18 protein-coding genes are annotated in these 19,606 nt (G+C 64.5%); 9 read left to right on the top strand and 9 right to left on the bottom strand.

Going from position 1 to position 19,606, the window contains the following annotated elements:
* Positions 1-72 precede the first annotated feature (72 nt).
* The 6 genes from NFI08_RS14940 to NFI08_RS14915 form a co-directional block, all read right to left on the bottom strand.
* On the bottom strand, positions 73-2,919 hold the full coding sequence (locus tag NFI08_RS14940) for a valine--tRNA ligase (protein ID WP_349590298.1): 2,847 nt from the start codon (positions 2,917-2,919) through the stop codon (positions 73-75).
* Between the two features lie 227 nt (positions 2,920-3,146).
* Positions 3,147-3,509: a HepT-like ribonuclease domain-containing protein gene (locus tag NFI08_RS14935; protein WP_349590295.1), complete on the bottom strand. Its 363-nt coding sequence runs from the start codon at positions 3,507-3,509 to the stop codon at positions 3,147-3,149.
* The gene (locus NFI08_RS14930) at positions 3,502-3,792 is read right to left on the bottom strand and encodes a nucleotidyltransferase family protein (protein WP_349590292.1); all 291 of its coding nucleotides are present in this window, start codon (positions 3,790-3,792) and stop codon (positions 3,502-3,504) included. The genes NFI08_RS14935 and NFI08_RS14930 overlap by 8 nt, the downstream gene beginning before the upstream one ends.
* 208 nt (positions 3,793-4,000) lie before the next feature.
* Entirely contained in the window at positions 4,001-4,492 is a 492-nt protein-coding gene (locus NFI08_RS14925; protein WP_349590289.1) for a DNA polymerase III subunit chi, read from the bottom strand.
* A gap of 66 nt (positions 4,493-4,558) precedes the next feature.
* Complete coding sequence (locus NFI08_RS14920; RefSeq protein ID WP_287163275.1) at positions 4,559-5,653, bottom strand: branched-chain amino acid aminotransferase; 1,095 nt, start codon at positions 5,651-5,653, stop codon at positions 4,559-4,561.
* 241 nt (positions 5,654-5,894) lie between these two features.
* Complete coding sequence (locus tag NFI08_RS14915) at positions 5,895-7,412, bottom strand: leucyl aminopeptidase (protein ID WP_349590285.1); 1,518 nt, start codon at positions 7,410-7,412, stop codon at positions 5,895-5,897.
* Positions 7,413-7,606: 194 nt separating this feature from the next.
* On the opposite strand from NFI08_RS14915, the gene lptF reads away from it, so the two are divergent.
* The 5 genes from lptF (at position 7,607) to bfr (ending at position 11,827) form a co-directional block, all read left to right on the top strand.
* Positions 7,607-8,689: an LPS export ABC transporter permease LptF gene (gene lptF / locus NFI08_RS14910; protein ID WP_222568259.1), complete on the top strand. Its 1,083-nt coding sequence runs from the start codon at positions 7,607-7,609 to the stop codon at positions 8,687-8,689.
* Positions 8,686-9,750: an LPS export ABC transporter permease LptG gene (lptG, locus tag NFI08_RS14905; RefSeq protein WP_349590282.1), complete on the top strand. Its 1,065-nt coding sequence runs from the start codon at positions 8,686-8,688 to the stop codon at positions 9,748-9,750. Before lptF ends, lptG begins: the two co-directional genes overlap by 4 nt.
* Before the next feature lie 199 nt (positions 9,751-9,949).
* On the top strand, positions 9,950-10,429 hold the full coding sequence (locus NFI08_RS14900; protein ID WP_045994718.1) for an RDD family protein: 480 nt from the start codon (positions 9,950-9,952) through the stop codon (positions 10,427-10,429).
* A 340-nt stretch (positions 10,430-10,769) separates the two neighbouring features.
* A complete protein-coding gene (locus tag NFI08_RS14895; protein ID WP_045994717.1) occupies positions 10,770-10,976 on the top strand; it encodes a (2Fe-2S)-binding protein in 207 nt (68 codons plus the stop codon).
* A gap of 365 nt (positions 10,977-11,341) precedes the next feature.
* Positions 11,342-11,827: a bacterioferritin gene (gene bfr, locus NFI08_RS14890; RefSeq protein ID WP_045994716.1), complete on the top strand. Its 486-nt coding sequence runs from the start codon at positions 11,342-11,344 to the stop codon at positions 11,825-11,827.
* A 364-nt stretch (positions 11,828-12,191) separates the two neighbouring features.
* Here bfr and NFI08_RS14885 read toward each other — a convergent pair whose 3' ends face one another.
* From NFI08_RS14885 to NFI08_RS14875, 3 genes are read right to left on the bottom strand one after another with little or no spacing between them, the layout of a single operon-like run.
* Positions 12,192-12,425 (bottom strand): DUF1653 domain-containing protein, encoded by a 234-nt coding sequence (locus tag NFI08_RS14885; protein ID WP_045993070.1) that lies wholly within the window; start codon positions 12,423-12,425, stop codon positions 12,192-12,194.
* A 19-nt stretch (positions 12,426-12,444) separates the two neighbouring features.
* Positions 12,445-13,242 carry a tRNA cyclic N6-threonylcarbamoyladenosine(37) synthase TcdA gene (gene tcdA / locus NFI08_RS14880; RefSeq protein ID WP_045993071.1) on the bottom strand — a complete coding sequence of 266 codons (798 nt, stop codon included), beginning with the start codon at positions 13,240-13,242 and terminating at the stop codon, positions 12,445-12,447.
* On the bottom strand, positions 13,242-14,018 hold the full coding sequence (locus NFI08_RS14875; RefSeq protein ID WP_349590275.1) for a pseudouridine synthase: 777 nt from the start codon (positions 14,016-14,018) through the stop codon (positions 13,242-13,244). The genes tcdA and NFI08_RS14875 overlap by 1 nt, the downstream gene beginning before the upstream one ends.
* Before the next feature lie 161 nt (positions 14,019-14,179).
* Here NFI08_RS14875 and NFI08_RS14870 point away from each other — a divergent pair, with 161 nt between their 5' ends.
* The 4 genes from NFI08_RS14870 (at position 14,180) to NFI08_RS14855 (ending at position 19,378) form a co-directional block, all read left to right on the top strand.
* The gene (locus NFI08_RS14870) at positions 14,180-15,658 is read left to right on the top strand and encodes a TrkH family potassium uptake protein (RefSeq protein ID WP_349590272.1); all 1,479 of its coding nucleotides are present in this window, start codon (positions 14,180-14,182) and stop codon (positions 15,656-15,658) included.
* 165 nt (positions 15,659-15,823) lie between these two features.
* A complete protein-coding gene (gene aceK / locus NFI08_RS14865) occupies positions 15,824-17,566 on the top strand; it encodes a bifunctional isocitrate dehydrogenase kinase/phosphatase (RefSeq protein ID WP_108131228.1) in 1,743 nt (580 codons plus the stop codon).
* A 47-nt stretch (positions 17,567-17,613) separates the two neighbouring features.
* Positions 17,614-18,336: an SIR2 family NAD-dependent protein deacylase gene (locus tag NFI08_RS14860; RefSeq protein ID WP_108131229.1), complete on the top strand. Its 723-nt coding sequence runs from the start codon at positions 17,614-17,616 to the stop codon at positions 18,334-18,336.
* Between the two features lie 160 nt (positions 18,337-18,496).
* Complete coding sequence (locus NFI08_RS14855; RefSeq protein ID WP_222568257.1) at positions 18,497-19,378, top strand: tRNA-uridine aminocarboxypropyltransferase; 882 nt, start codon at positions 18,497-18,499, stop codon at positions 19,376-19,378.
* Positions 19,379-19,606: the final 228 nt, after the last annotated feature.

Raw genomic sequence — 19,606 nt, 5'->3', positions numbered from 1 at the left:
AACCCGGCCCGGCCGGGGGGGGGGGGTCGACTCGGCTGGTGCTCAGGCCGGTTGAGCCGGTTTAGGCCCAGACTACAGGGCCGCGATCTTGTCGCGCTGTTCGACCAGCACCCGGCGGGCGGCCTGGTACTCCTCGAGCTTGCCACGCTCCTTGTCGATGACGGCGGCCGGGGCCTTGGCCACGAAGCCTTCGTTGGCGAGCTTCTTCTCGACGCCGCCGATCAACTTGTCCTGCTTGTCGATCTCCTTGCCCAGGCGGGCGAGCTCGGCGTCCTTGTCGATCAGGTCCGCCATCGGCACCAGTACTTCCATGTCGCCGACCAGCTGGGTGGCGGACAGCGGCGCCGTGCTGGCGTCATCGAGCCACTCGATGGACGACAGCTTGGCCAGCTTGGACAGGAACAGGCGGTTGGCGCTCAGGCGCGCCTGGTCGGCCTCGCTGCCCTTGGTCAGCAGGGCGTCGAGCGGCTTGCCCGGGGCGATGTTCATCTCGGCGCGGATGTTGCGCACCGCCACGATCACCCCCTTGAGCCATTCGATGTCACGGATCGCGTCCTGGTCGATCAACGCCTCGTCCGCCAGCGGCCAGGCCTTGGCCATCAGCGAATCGTTGTCCCCTTCCAGGGTGCCGGCGAGCGGCGCCACGCGCTGCCAGATCTCCTCGGAGATGTACGGCATCATCGGATGGGCCAGGCGCAGGATGGCTTCCAGCACCCGCACCAGGGTGCGCCGGGTGCCGCGCTTGGCGGCCTCGCTGGCGCCTTCGTCCCACAGTACCGGCTTGGACAGCTCCAGATACCAGTCGCAGTACTCGTTCCAGACGAAGTCGTAAAGCGCCTGGGAGGCGTGGTCGAAGCGGAACTCCTCCATCGCACGAGTGACCAGATCCACCGTCTGCTGCAGGCGGGCCTCGATCCAGCGGTCGGCCAGCGACAGCTCGACCTCGCCGCCTTCGCGGCCGCAGTCCTCGTTCTCGGCGTTCATCAAGACGTAGCGAGAGGCGTTCCACAGCTTGTTGCAGAAGTTGCGGTAGCCGTCCAGCCGGCCCATGTCGAACTTGATGTCGCGACCGGTGGTGGCCTGGGACAGGAAGGTGTAGCGCAGGGCGTCGGTGCCGTGGGCCTCGATGCCGTCGGGGAACTCCGAACGGGTCGCCTTGGCGATGGCCTTGGCCTTCTGCGGCTGCATCATGTTGCCGGTGCGCTTGTCGACCAGCGCCTCCAGATCGATGCCGTCGATCAGGTCGATGGGGTCGAGCACGTTGCCCTTGGACTTGGACATCTTCTGGCCCTGGCCGTCACGCACCAGGCCGTGGACGTAGACCGTCTTGAACGGCACCTCGTCGGTGAACTTGAGGGTCAGCATGATCATCCGCGCGACCCAGAAGAAGATGATGTCAAAGCCGGTCACCAGCACGCTGCTGGGATGGAAGGTCTTGAGCTCTTCGGTCTGCTCGGGCCAGCCGAGGGTGCCGAAGGTCCACAGCCCGGAGCTGAACCAGGTGTCGAGTACGTCCTCGTCCTGGGTCAGGGCGACGTCGCCTGCGATGCCGTGCTTTTCGCGGGCCTCGGCTTCGGTGCGCGCCACATAGACGTTGCCCTCCTGGTCATACCAGGCAGGGATACGGTGGCCCCACCACAGCTGGCGCGAGATGCACCAGTCCTGCAGGTCGCGCATCCACGAGAAGTACATGTTCTCGTAATTCTTGGGCACGAACTGGATGTCGCCGTTTTCCACCGCCTCGATGGCCGGCTTGGCCAGTGTTTCCACCGCCACGAACCATTGATCGGTCAGCAGCGGCTCGATCACGTCACCGGAACGATCGCCGTAGGGCAGGGTGTTGTTGACCGTCTCGGTCTTCTCGAGCAGGCCTTTGGCCTCCATGTCGGCGACGATGGCCTTGCGGGCGGCAAAGCGGTCGAGGCCGGCGTAGGCCGCAGGCAGGCTATTGTCGATGTCGGTCAGCGGACGGCCCTGGATGTCGAAGGCTTCGGCGGCTTCGAGGATATGGGCGGTCTTCGAGAAGACATTGATCAGCGGAAGATCAGCGCGCTTGCCGACTTCATAGTCGTTGAAGTCGTGGGCCGGGGTGATCTTCACGCAGCCCGAGCCCTTGTCCATGTCGGCGTGCTCATCGGCGACGATGGGGATGCGACGGCCGACCAGCGGCAGCTCGACGAACTTGCCGACCAGCGAGGCGTAGCGCTCGTCGTCGGGATTGACCGCCACGGCGCTGTCGCCGAGCAGGGTCTCGGGGCGGGTGGTGGCGACCACCAGATGGTCGAGGCCGGCGTCGGTGGTGACACCGTCGGCCAACGGATAGCGGAAGTGCCAGAACTGACCCTGCTGGTCGCGATTCTCGACCTCGAGATCGGAGATGGCGGTGTTCAGCGTCGGGTCCCAGTTGACCAGGCGCTTGCCGCGATACACCAGATCCTCTTCGTACAGGCGGACGAAGACCTCCTGCACCGCCTTGTAGAAGCCCTCATCCATGGTGAAGCGCTCGCGGCTCCAGTCGAGGCTTGCGCCCATGCGACGGAGCTGGCGGGTGATATGGCCGCCGGACTCACGCTTCCATTCCCACACCTTGTCGATGAAGGCCTCGCGCCCCAGGTCGTGGCGCGTCTTGCCTTCCTCGGCGGCGACCTTGCGCTCCACCAGCATCTGGGTGGCGATGCCGGCGTGGTCGGTGCCCACCTGCCACAGGGTGTTGCGACCCTGCATCCGCCGCCAGCGGATCAGGGTGTCCATGATGGTGTCCTGGAAGGCGTGACCCATGTGCAGGCTGCCGGTGACGTTGGGCGGCGGAATCATGATGGCGAAGGGGTCGCCCTTGCCCGAGGGCGCGAACCGTCCGTCGTTTTCCCAGCGCTCGTACCAGCGGGCTTCGATGCTTTCAGGTTGGTAGGTCTTGTCCATGGGGTACTCTTGCTAGCGGAGCCCGGGGCATGCCAGGCACGAGACAGGGGCTCGCGCATGGCGCTGGGCTTGGAGTTCGACAGCCGGCGCTCGGGCTCGCAAGCATCCCGCCGAAGAGCGGTTGCGCGAGTGAGGCCTGCGAAAAATGGGCTCGATTATACCCTGATCCGACGCGGGGCGTCAGGGGGCGCCAGGGACGATTCTGAAGGTTGGTGGCTGGCTCAGAGCTAACGCCCGGATAGCTCGTTTTCGATGGTCACGAGGTGTGTCAGCAAGGCGGGAATATCGTCTGTCACGATACTCCAGATGGTATCGGGATCGATGCCAAGGTAGGCGTGAATCAAACGGTTCCGAGTTGCGATAATCATGCGCCAGGGAATGTCGGAATAGTGAGCACGTACCTCTGCGGGTATGTGCGTGGCAGCTTCACCGATCAGTTCAAGGTTTCTCAGTGTGGCATCGAAGACGAGCTCTTGAGCGGTGAAGGTGGCCCTATCAAGTCCTTGGGTGTACTTCAGGACCTTCTCCGTGAACCCGCGCATATCGCTCAGATAGAAGCGCCATTCTCGATGTGGGGTGCGGTCAGACACTGAGGGCCTCGCGTTCGACAACAGGGCGCAATTCCGAGCGCAGGGCCTTGTCAGTCACAAGGTCGACGGGCTTGCCGGTCAGGTCCTCCAGATAGAACTGCAGACCGAAATAACGCGCTGAGGTGGCCGGGCCGTCGAACCGAACCAGAAGGTCGATATCACTGTGCTCGTCTTCCTGGCCACGCGCGACTGAGCCAAAGATGGCCAGTTCCTCGACGCCGAAAGTCTTGGCAAGGGTTGGCATATGGGCTCTGAGGAGCCTCAGCAGCGCTTGCTTGTCCACTGCGCGCCTCCTGGGACAGGGCAGCATGTCAGCCTATTTGTCCTGTGCAGAGTTTCGAACGACACCTGATCGATACCGAGCCGGTCGGTCCTGTCTGTAGGGTATCAGATTGTACGAAAATCCACCGGTGTGGCGAGCGTGGGGCTTGTCTGAAAATTGCCTGCGCTCGTCGAGTTTTCGGACTAGGCCCAGGCCCGGCTCTGCGTGCCTACCCCTGACCCTTGAGGTGGTGCGGTGTGACCGGGTAGCCGCGCTGCTTGTAGGTCTTCCAGCACTCGCGCTTGACCGTCAGCACGTCCTGGTGCTGGTTGATGATCTCGGCCACCCGCTCGAAGCGAGAAAACCACTCGGGGATTTCCGGCGACAGGTTGAGCATCGCCTGGGGCGGCGGGTCGAGGCTTTGCGGCGGGCCCTGCCAGCCGATGGTGACGGCAACTGGCCTCGCTTCTTGCTGGGTTGATTCTGTAGCGCCGGCCGCTCTTGCATCGGCCCCGCCCCCAGCCTCGAGCGCATGGGGGACGAAGGCGTCGGGACGAAAGTCCCACAGACGCTGGTCGAGCTCACGGGCCATGGCTTCGTCTTCGGCGTACAGGTAGAGCCGGTAGCCCTTGCGGGCGATGGTCTCGGTCAGCCGACAGGCGAAGGCGAGGCGGGCCTCGAGGGTGGTGTCCGGCAGGATGTAGAAGTCGATCTTGGTCATGCGCTCTGACTTGATGGCTGAACGAAGGCCGCCCGGGGGCGGCCTTTTAGTAGGGAAGGAGCCGGATCAGGCAAGACGGGTCAGCCAGCCATGGGTGTCTTCGACACGGCCGTACTGGATGTCGAGCAGACGCTTGCGCAGTCGACTGGCCAGCTCGTTGCCCTCGGGGTGCTCGATCACGCCGTCCTCGCTGACCAGTCGCCCGATGGGGGTGATGACCGCGGCGGTACCGCAGGCAAAGACCTCGGTGATCTCGCCGGAGGCCACGCCATCGCGCCACTCGTCGATGCTAATGGGGCGCTCTTCCGGGGTCAGGCCTTCATCCTTGGCCAATTCGAGCATGGAATCCCGGGTCACCCCCTCGAGGATGGTGCCGGTCAGGCGCGGGGTGACCAGACGGCCGTCACGGGTGACGAAGAACAGGTTCATGCCGCCGAGTTCCTCGATCCAGGTGTTTTCCACGGCGTCGAGGAAGGCCACCTGGTCGCAGCCGTGGTCGGCGGCTTCCTTCTGGGCCAGCAGCGAGGCGGCGTAGTTGCCGCCGCACTTGGCGTAGCCGGTGCCGCCGGGGGCGGCGCGGTTGTAGTTCGACGACAGCCAGATCGATACCGGCTTGACCCCACCCTTGAAGTAGGCCGCCACCGGCGAGGCGATGACGTAGAAGTCCACCTCCTTGGACGGGCGCACGCCAAGGAAGGCCTCGGAGGCGATCATGAAGGGGCGCAGGTAGAGACTGGATTCCTCGGCTGCGCTTGCCGGCGTCGGCACCCAGTCGATGTCCTGGGCGACCAGCGCCTTGACCGCGCCGATGAAGTCCTCGTCGGACAGTTCCGGCAGGGCCAGGCGACGGGCGCTGGCGCGAAAGCGCGCGGCGTTCTTTTCCGGGCGGAAGGTCCAGACGCTGCCGTCGGCGTGGCGGTAGGCCTTCATGCCCTCGAAGATTTCCTGGGCGTAGTGCAGCACCGAGGCGGCCGGGTCCAGTGACAGCGGGCCGTAGGGACGTACCTGATGGCCGTGGAAGCCGGCGTCCTCGGTCCAGCGGATGTGGGCCATGTGGTCGGTGAAGTGACGACCGAAGCCCGGGTTCTCGAGAATGGTGTTACGGATGCTCGCGTCGGTGGCGTTGGCGTTGGGCTCGAGCGAGAAGCCTTGGATGGACACGGGTCGTTCTCCAGAATCGTATCGCGCCGCAAGGGCTCTGCGGCGACAGCGGATCGAGGTCGAGTCAGGGGGCTCGACCGGGATGGGGTGGGCAGGCATCGCGCCTGCCGATGGAATCAGAATGACACAGGCTCGCCCTTTCGGGAAAGCCTGTGGGTCGGGAAAGCCTGTAGGACGGGGATGCCCGCCGGGGCGGGTGCCGACGTCTGTCGGCACCCGCGCGGACTGCGGACTTGCCGGGTCAGTCCTGGTCGGTGTTGACCACCTCTGCCTCGCGGTCGAGCAGGTAGCGGGTCAGCAGGCCCACTGGGCGGCCTGTGGCACCCTTGGCGCTGCCGCTGTTCCATGCAGTGCCGGCCACGTCCAGGTGCGCCCAGGGGAAGTCGGTGGCGAAGCGCGACAGGAAGCAGCCGGCGGTGATGGTGCCCGCCGGGCGCCCGCCGATGTTGGCCAGGTCGGCGAAGTTGGAGTCCAGCTGTTCCTGGTACTCGTCCCACAGCGGCAGATGCCAGGCGCGATCCCAGGCGGTTTCGCCGGCGTCGAGAAGGTCCAGCGCCAGGTCGTCGTCGTTGGACATCAGGCCGGTGGCGTGGTGGCCAAGCGCAATGATGGCGGCACCGGTGAGGGTGGCGATGTCGACGACGCTGGCCGGCTCGAAGCGCTCGGCGTAGGTCAGGGCGTCACACAGCACCAGGCGGCCCTCGGCGTCGGTGTTGAGCACTTCCACCGACAGCCCCTTCAGCGTCTTGATGATGTCGCCAGGCTTGGTCGCGCGACCGCTGGGCATGTTCTCGGCGGCGGCGACGATGGCGACCAGGTTGATCTTCGGCTTGATCGCCAGGATCGAGGCTACCGCGCCGAACACGCTGGCGGCGCCGCACATGTCGAACTTCATCTCGTCCATGCCGGCACCGGGCTTGAGCGAGATGCCGCCGGTGTCGAAGGTGATGCCCTTGCCGACGAGCACGTGGGGCGACTCGTTTTCGTCTTCCGCGCCTTGATAGCGCATCACGATCAGCCGCGACGGCTCGTCGCTGCCATGACCGACCGACAACAGTGAGTGCGCGCCGAGCTCCTCGAGGGCTGCCTCGTCGAGGATCTCGGTGGTCAGGGCGCCATCGGATTCGCTGGCCAGGCGCTCGGCCTCGCTGGCGAGGTAGCGCGGCGTGCAGACGTTGCCCGGCAGGTTGCCGAGCTGGCGGGCCAGGTTGATGCCCTGGCCCACGGCGGCACCCTGGCGGGCGCCTTCGCTGGCCGCGTTCTGGTCTTCGCCCTCACTGAGCAGGATCGACACCGTCTTGAGGCTGGGAGCCGGGCCACTCTCCTTCTTGAAGTCGGTGAAGCGGTAGCTGGCGCGAAGCGCGCTCTCGGCGATCTTGTGGGCCTTCCAGCCGGCGTCGCGATCCTCGACGGGCACGTCGGTGAGGGCTACCGAGACTTCGTCCACGGTCAGCTGACCGAGGCTCGCGAAGGCGGCGTCCACGGCCTTGCAGAAGGCACCTTCGTTGCACTTGTCGCGCTCGCCGAAGCCGACCAGCAGCAGGCGGTCGGCGCACAGCCCAGGCGCAAAGGGCACCAGCTGGACGTTGCCGAGCTTGGCGTTGAAATCGCCACGCTCGATCAACTGTCCGATCAGACGCTCGCTGGCGTCGTCGAGCTTGGCGGCGGCAGGAGTAAGTTCACCGTCCTTGAACACCGGGATGACCAGGCAAGCGGTCTCGATCTTGACCGGGTTGGCCGTCTTTACAGGGAATTCCATGCTGACTCCACAAGACAAGTGTGGGGGGATTCTGGATAATGCCGGCACGATGCCGAGTCCATCCAGTGTACCCAAGGCCCCCGGGGTTTGCATGATCACCGTGGCCGCAGCGATCGATCGGGTAGAGACATCGATCAGGGACCTATACTGGATCAGGGACGACCGGTGAGGACGACCGAGAGCAGGAGCGCGCATTGATCATATTCCGTTACCTCACCCGCGAGATTCTGCTGACCATGTCGGCGGTGGCCGGGGTGCTGCTGCTGGTGATCATGGGCAGTCGGTTTATCCGCTATTTTGCCAACGCCGCCGAAGGCGAGATCCCGGCGAACATCCTCGGCTCGCTGATGCTCTATCACATGCCGGGCTTTCTCGAGCTGATCCTGCCGCTGGCGTTCTTTCTCGGAATTCTGCTGGCCTATGGCCAGCTCTACCTCAACAGCGAGATCACCGTGCTGGTGGCATGCGGCACCAGCCCCAACCGCTTGCTGACGGTCAGCCTGGTGCCCGCCGCCCTGGTGGCGCTGCTGGTCGGGATATTCAGCCTGTGGCTGACCCCCGCCGGTGCCCTGCACAACGAACTGGTGCTGGAAGAACAGCGCAGCAAGCTCGACTTCTCGGCGCTGGCGCCAGGGCGTTTTCAGGAGTTCGGCAGCGGGCGTATCGCCTATGCCAGTGACGTGTCCGAGGACGGCGAGCGCATGCAGGAGGTGTTCATCAGCGAACGCCAGAAGCGCAGTGATGGCTCCCCCGAGAGCGTGGTGACCCGGGCGACCCAGGGCTACCAGTCGGTGGATCCGGACACCGGCAGTCGCTATCTGGTGCTGGAAGACGGTGAACGCTATAGCGCAGAGGCCGGTCGCGCCGACGCCGAGCGGCTCGAGTTCGGTACCTACGCCGTGCGTCTGGCGCGGGCGGTGGAGGCGGTCGAGACCGACTCGGCGGAGTTTGCCACCACCACGACCCTGCTGAATGACGCTTCGCCCGAGGCCAGGGCCCAGTTGCAGTGGCGGCTCGGCGCTCCCCTGATGGTGTTCGTGCTGACCCTGCTGGCCCAGCCGCTGTCCCGGGTCAATCCACGCCAGGGCCGCTTTGCCAAGCTGTTGCCGGCGATCTTTCTGTACGTGGCCTACCTGAGTCTGCTGCTGGCGGCCATGGACGCCATCGGCAGCGGCAGCCTGCCAGCCGTCATCGGCATGTGGCCGATCCACGCAGGCTTCCTGATCCTCGGCCTGGGACTGGCCTTCAATGCCCAACGCAAGGGAATGAGCGGATGATTCTCGATCGCCTGGACGGCTACATCGCCCGCAACGTCCTCGCTGCCATTCTGGTAGTGCAGGTGGTGCTGCTGGGCCTGGACCTGATCATCACCTATATCGATGACCTCGGAGACATCGAAGGCGGCTATGGTGCCTTCGAGGTCTTCCTGTTTCTGTGCATGCGCCTGCCCTGGCGCTTTTATCAATATGCCCCGGTAGGCGTGTTGATCGGCGCCCTGATCGGACTCGGCAGCATGGCTTCCAACAACGAGCTGACGGTGATGCGGGCGGCGGGACGGTCGCTGGCGCGCATCGTCTGGGGGGTGATGAAGCCGATCATCCTGGTGGTGGTGATCGTGCTGACGGTGGCTGAGTTCGTCAGCCCCAGAACCGAGCAGTTCGCCCACGCCTGGAAGGTGCAGCAGATGCAGGGCGAGGGCGCGGTAGTCACCGAGCGCGGTGGCTGGCAGCGTGAGGGCGACGACTTCTATCGCTTCGGTGCGATTCGCGCCGACGACACCGTGCTGGATCTGACCCGCTACGAATTCGACGGCCACCGGCTGGAGTCGGTCACCACTGCCAGGCGTGCGGTGTGGCAGGGCGACTTCTGGGAGTTGCAGCAGGTCGAGACGACCCGCTTTACCGGTGACCGCACCGAGGTCGACAAGGTGGCTAGCCTGCGCTGGGACACCAGCCTGTCGCCGACTCAGCTGTCGCGTCTGCTGCGCGACGTGGAGACCCAGGCACCGAGCGAGCTGTGGGCCTACGCCAGCTATCTGGACGAGCAGGGCCTGGAGGCCACCCAGCCGCTTCTGTACTTCTGGCAGAAGATGCTGATGCCCCTGACCATGGCCTCGCTGGTATTGGTAGCGGCGTCCTTCGTGTTCGGCCCGCTGCGCACCGTGGCCGCCGGGACGAGGGTGTTCTACGGCGTTATCACCGGGCTGGTGTTCAAGTACCTCCAGGATCTGCTGGCACCGGCCTCCACGGTATTCGGCTTTTCGCCGGCTTGGGCGGTGCTGGCCCCCACACTCGTGTGCGCCCTGCTGGGACTTCACCTATTGAGGCGGTCGGGGTGAAGGGCGGCATGCCTGGCGCCGGCTTGGGCACTCTCGATCGCCCCGGCCCCAACGTTAGTGTGCGCCTTGCTGGGACTTCACCTATTGAGGCGGTCGGGGTGAAGGGCGGCATGCCTGGCGCCGGCTTGGGCACTCTCGATCGCCCCGGCGCCAACGTTAGTATGCGCCTTGCCGAGACTTCACCTGCTGAGCAAACCCAATGACACGACGCTTTCCCCATCTCGATGATGTCTGGCCCGCGGGGTTGGGCCGGCGCCTGGGCGCCATGTTCTACGACAGCTTTCTGTTGCTGGCCATCTGGATCGCGATTACCACCTTGCACGTGCTGGTGGTGCGCAAGCTGCTGGGCCTGGCCCCGGAAGAGGTGGGGGCAGGCGTTTGGCAGGTGCTCAGCCTGCGACTGCTGCTGGTGGTCGCGGCCTTTGCCTTTTTTGCATTCTTCTGGCGCCGCGGGGGCATGACCCTGGGGATGCAGGCCTGGCGCCTGCGCGTCCAGACCCTCGACGGCGGGCCCATCAGCCTGCGTCAGACCATGCTGCGCTTCGCCGTTGGAGCGTTTTCCTTCGTGCCGCTGGGGCTGGGCCACTGGTGGGTGCTGTTCGACGCGGAACGGCGCAGCTGGGCGGATCTGGCATCCGGCACTCAGGTGGTAGTGCTGCCGAAGGCGGCGAAGCGCTAGCCCTGCAACGAGCGCTTACGCGAGACTCCTGAACAGGGCAGCTTACCCCTCAGCCCGACTCGGGCGTCTGCCATCGAACCTTCACCCTCTGCAGCGCCCGGCCGACGTTCTCCCTGAGATGCTGCTCGGCCCCTCCCCATCCAGCCTGCACGAGTCGCTCCCCGCTGTTTCGTTCCTGGTTTTGTGGATGCTGTCGATTGCCTGTCGGCAGGGGCAGCGCTTGAGCTGAGTCATGTAAATTCAAATCTTTAGCTAAAGTAAATACGAATTACTCTTGAAAAGGTTGCGTGTCGCTATGGGAATCATTTACATTGGCTATAGTGATTCAGGAGAGATGGCGATGTACGTATGCCTGTGCAAAGGGGTCAGTGACCGACAGATTCGTCAGAGCGTCGATGACGGCGCGCGTAGCTGGCGTCAGGTTCAGCGTGAGACCGGTTGTGGCACCCAGTGCGGCAAATGTGCCTGTGTGGGCAAGCAGATCACCCGTGACGCCATCCAGGAAGCGTCGAGTCTGGAAGTCGAAGCGCTGGCCTATGCGGTATAGCCCTGGTCGTCGATACGCTCTTGCGCTACTTCCTTTGCGGTAGTCTTTTGAATTAGCAATCGATATCGTTGTAGTTGCGGTTTTCAAGATTCTGATTTTATTGAGTTTTTTCATGGATGCCCTATACTGCTTCTTGACGGGAGCTGGTAGGGCATTGCTTGTCGTGCCAGTGTGTCTGTAGCCCCGCGTCTGTTGCCCTGTGAAGGCGGGCGAGGCCAAGGAGAGACGTCGCCTCTGCGGCGTCCGATGCAAGACGGTTCGATCAACGACGACTGGCCACGGCCGGTCGGCAATCACCGGCAAGCACATGTCCGGCAAGCACATGTCCGGCAAGCACATGTCCGGCAAGCATTGAGGAGTTTTCCATGAAAGGCGATCCCAAGGTCATCGAGCATCTCAACAAGGTGCTGGGCAACGAGTTGGTGGCCATCAATCAGTACTTCCTGCACGCCAAGATGTACAAGGACTGGGGCCTGGCCCGGCTGGCCAAGTGGGAGTACGACGAGTCCATCGAAGAGATGAAGCACGCCGACATTCTGATCGAGCGCATCCTCTTTCTCGAAGGCATCCCCAACCTGCAGGACCTCGGCAAGCTGCATATCGGCGAGGACACCCGCGAGATGCTCGAGGCCGACCTGGCCGCGGAGCATACCGGGCGTGACGACCTGATCGAAGCCATCACCTACTGCGAGCAGGTGCGGGACTACGTCAGCCGTGACCTGTTCCAGAAGATCCTCGACGACGAGGAAGAGCACATCGACATCATCGAGACCGAGCTGGGTCTGATGGACAAGGTCGGCTTGCAGGCGTATCTGCAGACGCAAATGCAAAAGGCCGGCGGCGAAGAGTGATTCAGCGCTGGCGCATTGCATCGACAGCGCCCAGGCAAGCAAAAGGGGAAGCCAGCGGCTTCCCCTTTTTGCGTCTGCGTGTTCCGTTGCCTGCGTGCTGGCCAGGGCGTGTGGACTTGTGTCGCCGGGCTGGCGCTGTTGGACCAGCGTTATCGAACTGGCAGCGTCGGACCGACGACATGGATCCGGGCGCCGTCAGGGCCTGCTAGGCGCTGTCGGAAAAGTCGACGAGCGATGGTTTGACAAGGCAAAAATCGGTGAGAAAGCGCAGTTTACGGGGTATAAATGAGCATTTTGACCGGGCTGGCGCACCAGCCGATTTTTAACGCCGTATTACCGAGCGCAAGCAGTTTTCAGACAAGCCCTAGAACGCCTTCTCGAGGGCAAAGCGCGGAGTGGTGACACCTTCGACGTCGACGCTCTCGCAGAACATCTCAAGCGGGCGCACCCACAGGCCGTAGTCCCCGTAGAGCGCGCGGTACACCACCAGGGCCTCTTCGCTTTCGCTGTGGTGGGCGACGCCGGTCACCTCGTAGAGCGGGCCCTTGTAGTGGCGATAGATGCCGGGCACCGGGAGGGGGGATTGCGGGGTTGTCATGGTCGTTTCCTTGTCTGGCTCATTTTACCCGGGTCAGTCTGGCCAGCGCCCGCGAGGCGGCGACAAAGCCGAAGCTGCCGGTGACAAAGGTGGCGGCGCCGAAGCCGCTCTCGCAGTCCAGGCGCGTGGACTCGCCGGCACCAGGCTTGGTGTGGCAGACCTCACCGTCCTGGCCGGGGTAGACCAGCTGCTCGTCGGAGTAGACGCACTCGACGCTGAAGCGGCGCTTGGGGTTGCGCGAAAAGCCATGGTCGCGGCGCAGGCGCGAGCGCACCTTGGCAAGCAGGGGGTCATGCTCCGTGCGGGTCAGGTCGGCCACCTTGATCCGGGTGGGGTCGGTCTGGCCGCCGGCGGCACCGGTGACCGTCAGCGGCAGCTTGCGGCGCTTGCACCAGGCGATCAGTGCGGCCTTGGCCACCACGCTGTCGATGGCGTCGATCAGATGATCGGCGTCCTCAGGAATGCGTTCGGCGAGATTGGTCGGGGTGGCGAAGGCGACATCGGCGACGACCTCGATGCCGGGGTGGATGGCCCGGCAGCGCTCGGCCAGCACTTCCACCTTGGGCCGCCCGATGGTGCCGTCGAGGGCGTGAAGCTGACGATTGACGTTGGATACGCAGACGTCGTCGAGGTCGATCAGGGTCAGCTTGCCGACGCCGCTTCTGGCCAGCGCCTCCACCGCCCAGCTGCCGACACCGCCGACCCCGACCACCACCACGTGGGCTTGCGCCAGACGGGCGCTGGCGGTGGTGCCGTAGAGACGGCGAATACCACCAAAGCGCAGGTCATAGTCGTTGTCGCTGGGGTCAGTGCTCATCAGGAATCTCGCTGGGTCGTTGCGGTCACGTTGGCGTTGGTGGTGCTGACTGGCCGGGGCAGGTGGGCGCGCCAGCCGAAACGGTCGAACAGCCGCGTCATGCAGGCGTCCAGTGGGCAGCACAGCGCCATCGGGGTGTGATGGCGAGGGTGCTCGAACTCGAGCGAGGTCGCCGCCAGCAGCAGCCGATCGCAGTCCAGGCTGTCGCGAAAGAAGCGGTTGTGATTGCCCTTGCCGTGCTTGGCGTCACCGATAATCGGGTAGCCGATGCCGGACAGATGACGGCGTATCTGGTGGCGCCGGCCGGTCAGCGGGCGGGCTTCCATCAGCGAGTAGCGAACCTGAGGGTAGCGGTCGATACGTACCGGCAGCTCCACGCTGTCGAGTCGGCGCACCTCGGTGATCGCGGGCATCGCCGGCATCTCGGCCTTGGGCCGGCTACCGTCTTCCTCGCGCAGTGCCCGGTCGATGCGCTCGGTCTCGGGGCCGATGCCGCGCACCACCGCCAGGTAACGCTTGGTCACCTGGCGCTCGGTGAAGGCCTCGGCCAGCCGCCGGGCCATGTCCGAGGACAGCGCGAACACCATGACCCCCGAGGTAGGCCGGTCGAGCCGGTGCACCGGGTAGACCCGCTGGCCCAACTGGTCGCGCAGGCGCTGCAGCAGGAATTCGCGCTCGCCACGGGCCAGCGCGCTGCGATGCACCAGCAGCCCTGACGGCTTGTGCACCGCCACCAGATCGTCGTCCTGGTAGAGAATGGGCAAGGGCAGGGACATCGCGGCGATACCTATGGCGTGAATGCGGGCTCGAGGCGCGCTATTGTCGCCATGTTGCGGCGATCTGTCATCCGGATTGCGACGACTCCGTGAGTCGAGGGGCATCTCTGGCTACGGCTTTGGTCTATGATGAGCGCCGACAATCGGTGAGAGAGCAGGCTATGACCCGAGGGATAGGGATGCTGCGCTGGTGCAGGGACTGGGCACCGGTCCTCAAGGTACTGTCGGTACTTTGGCTGGTGCTGGCGCTGTTCATGCTGCTGCCCTGGGGGGTACTGGTATGGGAAGGCGACGCCGACGCGCCGGCCTTCGCTCGTTCCCTGCTGGTGGTGCTGGCCACGGTGCTGATGTGCTGGTGGCTGACCTGGCGGATACCGGTGGCGCTCAAGACCCAGCAGATGTTCGTGCTGACCACCCTGAGCTGGGTCAGTATCAGCGGTTTTGCCAGCCTGCCGCTGGTGCTTGGCGCGCCCCATCTGTCGCTGACCAATGCGGTGTTCGAGTCGGTCTCGGCGATCACCACCACCGGCTCCACCATCCTCACCGATATCGACCAGCTGTCCGATGGTCTCAAGCTGTGGCGGGGTTTGATGCAGTGGCTCGGCGGCATCGGCATCATCGTCATGGGCATCGCCATCCTGCCGTTTCTCAAGGTCGGCGGCATGCGCCTTTTTCAGACCGAATCCTCGGACTGGTCGGACAAGGTGATGCCGCGCACCGGCGGCATCGCCAAGGCTACGCTCGGCATCTACGCCCTGGGCACCCTGGTGGCGATCCTGGCCTACGGTATCGGCGGCATGGCACCGGTGGACGCGGTGGTGCACGCCATGAGCTCGGTATCCACCGGCGGCTTCGCCAACTCGGATGCCTCCTTCGGGGCCTACGCCGACCAGCCGCATCTGTTGTGGATGGGCACCTTCTTCATGCTGCTTGGCGCCTTGCCCTTCGTGCTCTACATCCGCTTTCTGCGCGGCTCGCCGCTGGCCTTGTGGCGCGACGAGCAGGTCCGTGGGCTGGTGTGGCTACTGGTGGTGGTGACGCTGATCCTCAGCCTCTATCGGGTATGGCGAGGCGAGGCGATGTTCGATGCCCTGACTCACACCGCCTTCAACGTGGTCTCGGTGGTGACCACCACCGGCTACGCCAGCGACGACTACAGCCAGTGGGGCCCGTTCGCCGCCATGGCGTTCTTCTATCTGACCTTTGTCGGTGGCTGCAGTGGTTCGACCAGCGGAGGCATGAAGATCTTTCGCTTCCAGGTGGCGATCAAGATGCTGCTGAGCCAGCTGCGCTTCTTGATCCACACCCATGGGGTCTTCGTCTCTCGCTACAACGGTGCGCCGCTGTCCGATGAGATCAGCCGGGGCGTGGTGGCCTTCTCCTTCTTCTTCTTTCTGACCATCGCCGGCCTCGCCCTGGCCCTCTCCATGCTGGGCCTCGATCTGGTCACGGCACTGACCGGGGCGGCCACGGCGGTGGCCAACGTCGGGCCAGGACTTGGCGATATCATCGGCCCAGCCGGCAACTTTTCCACCCTGCCCGACGCCGCCAAGTGGCTGTTGTGTGTGGGCATGCTGATGGGCCGCCTGGAAATCCTGACCGTGCTGGTACTGTTGACCCCGATGTTCTGGCGCAAATAGGTCTTTGGCGGCGGTGGGGGAGGTGATCGATGGCGTAGTGTGCCGGGTTGGACAGACGGCTTGGCGGCTGCCATGTTGCACGGCAACATGACAGTCGACATTGGTCGTCTCGCCGAAGGTGGCGGCGGCGGTCATTCTGAGCTGACGCCCGTCGGGAGCCCCGTGATGAAACTGTCCCCTGCCTATCGCATCGCCGCCACCATCCTGCATGGATTCGACGAGTACCGCTCGCGCTTCAAGCAGATCACCCTGGACGCCAATCGACGCTTTCGCGACGCCGCCTGGCGCGAGGCCCAGCAGGCCTCGGCGGAGCGGATCAACCTCTATCAGGAGAAGGTCGACGAGACCCTGGGGCGCCTGCAGCGCACCTTTGACGAGGACATCCTGACCCACTGCGAGTGCTGGCGTGAGGCCAAGGGGCACTATGTCGAGCTGATCGGTCAGCGACTCGACTACGAGCTGGCCGAGACCTACTTCAATTCGCTGTTCTGCTCGATCTTTCATCACCGCCACATCCGCGATGACTGGATGTTCGTCAACTCCTCCAGGGACGCCGCGTCACACCACTCGGGCATCGAGCTGTGCCGACACATCGCGGTGGAGGGGGACTGGTCAAGGGCCATCGCCGAGGCGCTGGAGGGGGCCGAACTGGGCATGGAGTTCATCGACCTGGGCCACTGCGGACATCTGGCGCGTGACTTTCTGGTCGAGCACCTGCCGCAAGGGCTGGCGGACGGCACGGACACCGAAATCGAACTGCTGAAGAGCGTCTTCTACCGCAACAAGGGCGCCTACCTGGTCGGCCGCATCCACCGCGATGGCGAGCAGGTGCCGCTGGTGCTGCCGGTGCTCCACGAGGAGGGCAAGGGGCTGCACCTGGATACGGTGCTGATCGAGCCCGACGAGGTGTCGATCATCTTCTCCTTCACCCGGGTCTACTTCCAGGTCGATGCCACCGTGCCCCGTGAGTTCGTGGCCTACCTGCACATGCTGATGCCGGACAAGCCGATCAGCGAACTCTACGCTGCCATCGGCTTCTTCAAGCACGGCAAGACCGAGTTCTTCCGCGCCCTGAACCAGCAGATCGCGCGGCGCGAGGACAAGTTCATCATCGCCCCCGGGGTGCGCGGCATGGTGATGGCGGTGTTCGTGCTGCCGTCACACCGCACCGTGTTCAAGATCATCAAGGACCGCTTCGACCCGTCCAAGGCGATGAGTCGCGACAACGTGCGCGAGAAGTACGGCCTGGTCAAGCGCCATGACCGGGTCGGCCGGATGGCCGATACCCAGGAGTTTTCCTACCTGGTGTCGCGCAAGGACCACTTCGATCCCGAATGCCTGGAACATCTGCTGGAAGTGGCGCCGAGCAACGTCTACCTGAAGGACGACAAGGTCATCATCAAGCACTGCTACACCGAGCGCATGATGACCCCGCTGAATCTGTATCTGGAACAGTGCGACGAGACCGAGACCCGTGCGGTGCTCAAGGACTACGGCAACGCCATCAAGCAGATGGCGGCGGCCAACATCTTCCCCGGCGACATGCTGCTGAAGAACTTCGGGGTGACCCGCCACGGGCGGGTGATCTTCTACGACTACGACGAGGTGAGCTATCTCACCGAGTGCAACTTCCGGCATATCCCGGAGCCCCTCTACCCCGAGCAGGAGCTGGCCGACGAACCCTGGTACTCGGTGGGACCCAATGATATTTTCCCCGAGGAATTCGGGCCCTTCCTGTTCGCCAATGTGCAGTTGCGCAAGCTGTTCTTCGAACTGCATCCGGAGCTTTTCGATGCCGACTACTGGAAGAGCCTGCAGGCGGCGATCACCGACGGTCAGGTGATCGATGTCTACCCTTATCGCAACAAGCAGCGCTTCGCCTCGGACCCCGGGGGCCTGACCTACTGAGTCCGTGGCGGCGCTGATTCAGACTCTCAAAGCTGTGGAGCGAGTTCATGTCCAAGGCCCCCCACCTGGTGGTGCTGACCGGCGCCGGCATCAGCGCCGAGAGCGGAATCCAGACCTTCCGTGCCGCCGATGGCCTGTGGGCGGATCATCCCATCGAGGACGTCGCCACCCCCGAGGGCTGGGCACGAGACCCGCAGCGCGTGCTGAGCTTCTATGACGCCCGTCGGGACCAGGTGCGTGGTGCACGTCCCAACGCCGCCCACCGGGCATTGGCCAACCTCGAGGCGCGTGGCTTCGAGGTCAGCATCGTCACCCAGAACATCGACGATCTGCACGAGCGAGCGGGCTCCCGTCGGGTGCTGCACCTGCATGGCGAGATCATGATGGCGCGCTCCTCGGTGGACGAACGCATGCGCTATCCGCTGGGGCGTCGCAATATCGCCATGGGCGACGTCTGTGACCGTGGCAGCCAGCTGCGCCCGGACGTGGTCTGGTTTGGCGAGGCGGTGCCGGCCTATCAGGACGCCTGCGAGATCGTCGCCGAGGCGGACCTGTTGCTGGTGGTCGGCACTTCGCTGGCGGTGATGCCGGCGGCGGCCCTGATCAACGAACTGCCCTTCGATGCCGACTGCGTGCTGGTGGACCCCGACGAATCGCTCAGGGTGCCTGCTGGCGTTGCCCGGCTGGTGATGCCGGCAGGTGAGGGCGTGCCCGCCCTGACCCGTCACTGGCAGCGTGAAGGTCGACTGTTCATGCCGCAATTGGCCTAGGCCCGGGCGATGGTGGCGCCGTCGAGCGGGTTTTCTAGAGAGCCGTCGGTACGGCGACCTGAGCCGCTGCCAGGAGCGCCAACCTTTCGCGTGGCTTGCCTGACGCAGGCAATGGGGCGTGGTAGATTGGGCGCCCTTTGCCGCAGCCTGCATCCCGCCCATGTGTGACTCTCGTTTCGCCGATTCCGCCCCCTCCCAGCAAGACGCCCGCTCCGAAGATTCCGGCTCGGCTCAGGAAGCTTCAACCACCGAGGAGGCGTCCGCCGATCGTCATCCGGGTGAGCCGAGCGCTGTCGGGGATCCGCACCTCGGCGAGAGCCCGAGCCTCGACAGGGACCCTGCCACCGGTCATCCGCGTCCCCCGCGACGAGAGTTCAAGGCGCGCGGCAGTTTCGTCACCCGTTGCGCCGGCTGCAATCTGCCCGAACTCAACTGCCTGTGCCCCTATCAGGCCAAGGCCGACTCTCGGGTACAGGTGTGGCTGATCACCCATCCGCTGGAGCACCACAAGCCGACCAACACCGGCCGTCTGATCGCCGACGTGCTGGCGCCCACCCGAGTCTTCACCTGGTATCGCACCACGCCCGATGAACAGCTGCTGGCGCTCCTGGCCGACGAGCGTTACGCCCCCTTCGTGGTATTCCCCGACGACCAGCCCGACTACGCTGACCGCGTGGTCGAGGTGGAGGCGGTCCGGCGAGTCCCCCGGGAGCGTATCCCGGTGCTGATCCTACTCGACGGCACATGGCGTCAGGCGCGGCGGATCTTTCGCAAGAGCCCCTACCTGGAACGCCTGCCGGTACTGCCGTTGAGAACCGATCGACTGACGCGTTATCGGTTGCGCAAGCCCGCTTCCCAGGCGCATCTGTGCACCGCCGAGGTGGCCGCCGAGCTATTGCGTCAGAGCGGCGAGGAAGACGCCGCTTCGGTGCTCGACGATTACTTCGACGTCTTCAACGACAGCTACGCCGCCAGTCGGCGCTACCACAAGATCGAGACGCCAAGCCCGGCCATGCGCAGGTTGGCCGCCCGGCGAGGGTGAGAGGGCGTGGTCAGGCATCGAGGCGAGGCGACGACAACGCCAGGATCGGTGTCGGTATACGCATAACTATGCCGTATTGAGCGGGTTTTTTCGGACCTGTCGGTATAGAACTACATTCCCTATCCACGACTGCTGGCTTGTGGTGTCGCGAATATCCTAGTTCGCCCGGGCTTTTTCTGGGAGACGCTCTTCTTTTGACACAGTTTCGTCAATCTGTGCGGCTTGGCG

Origin of the sequence: Halomonas sp. EF61 (assembly GCF_040147045.1) — a bacterium.
Lineage (GTDB): Bacteria > Pseudomonadota > Gammaproteobacteria > Pseudomonadales > Halomonadaceae > Halomonas > Halomonas litopenaei.
This window is presented reverse-complemented; position numbering and strand designations above follow the sequence as displayed.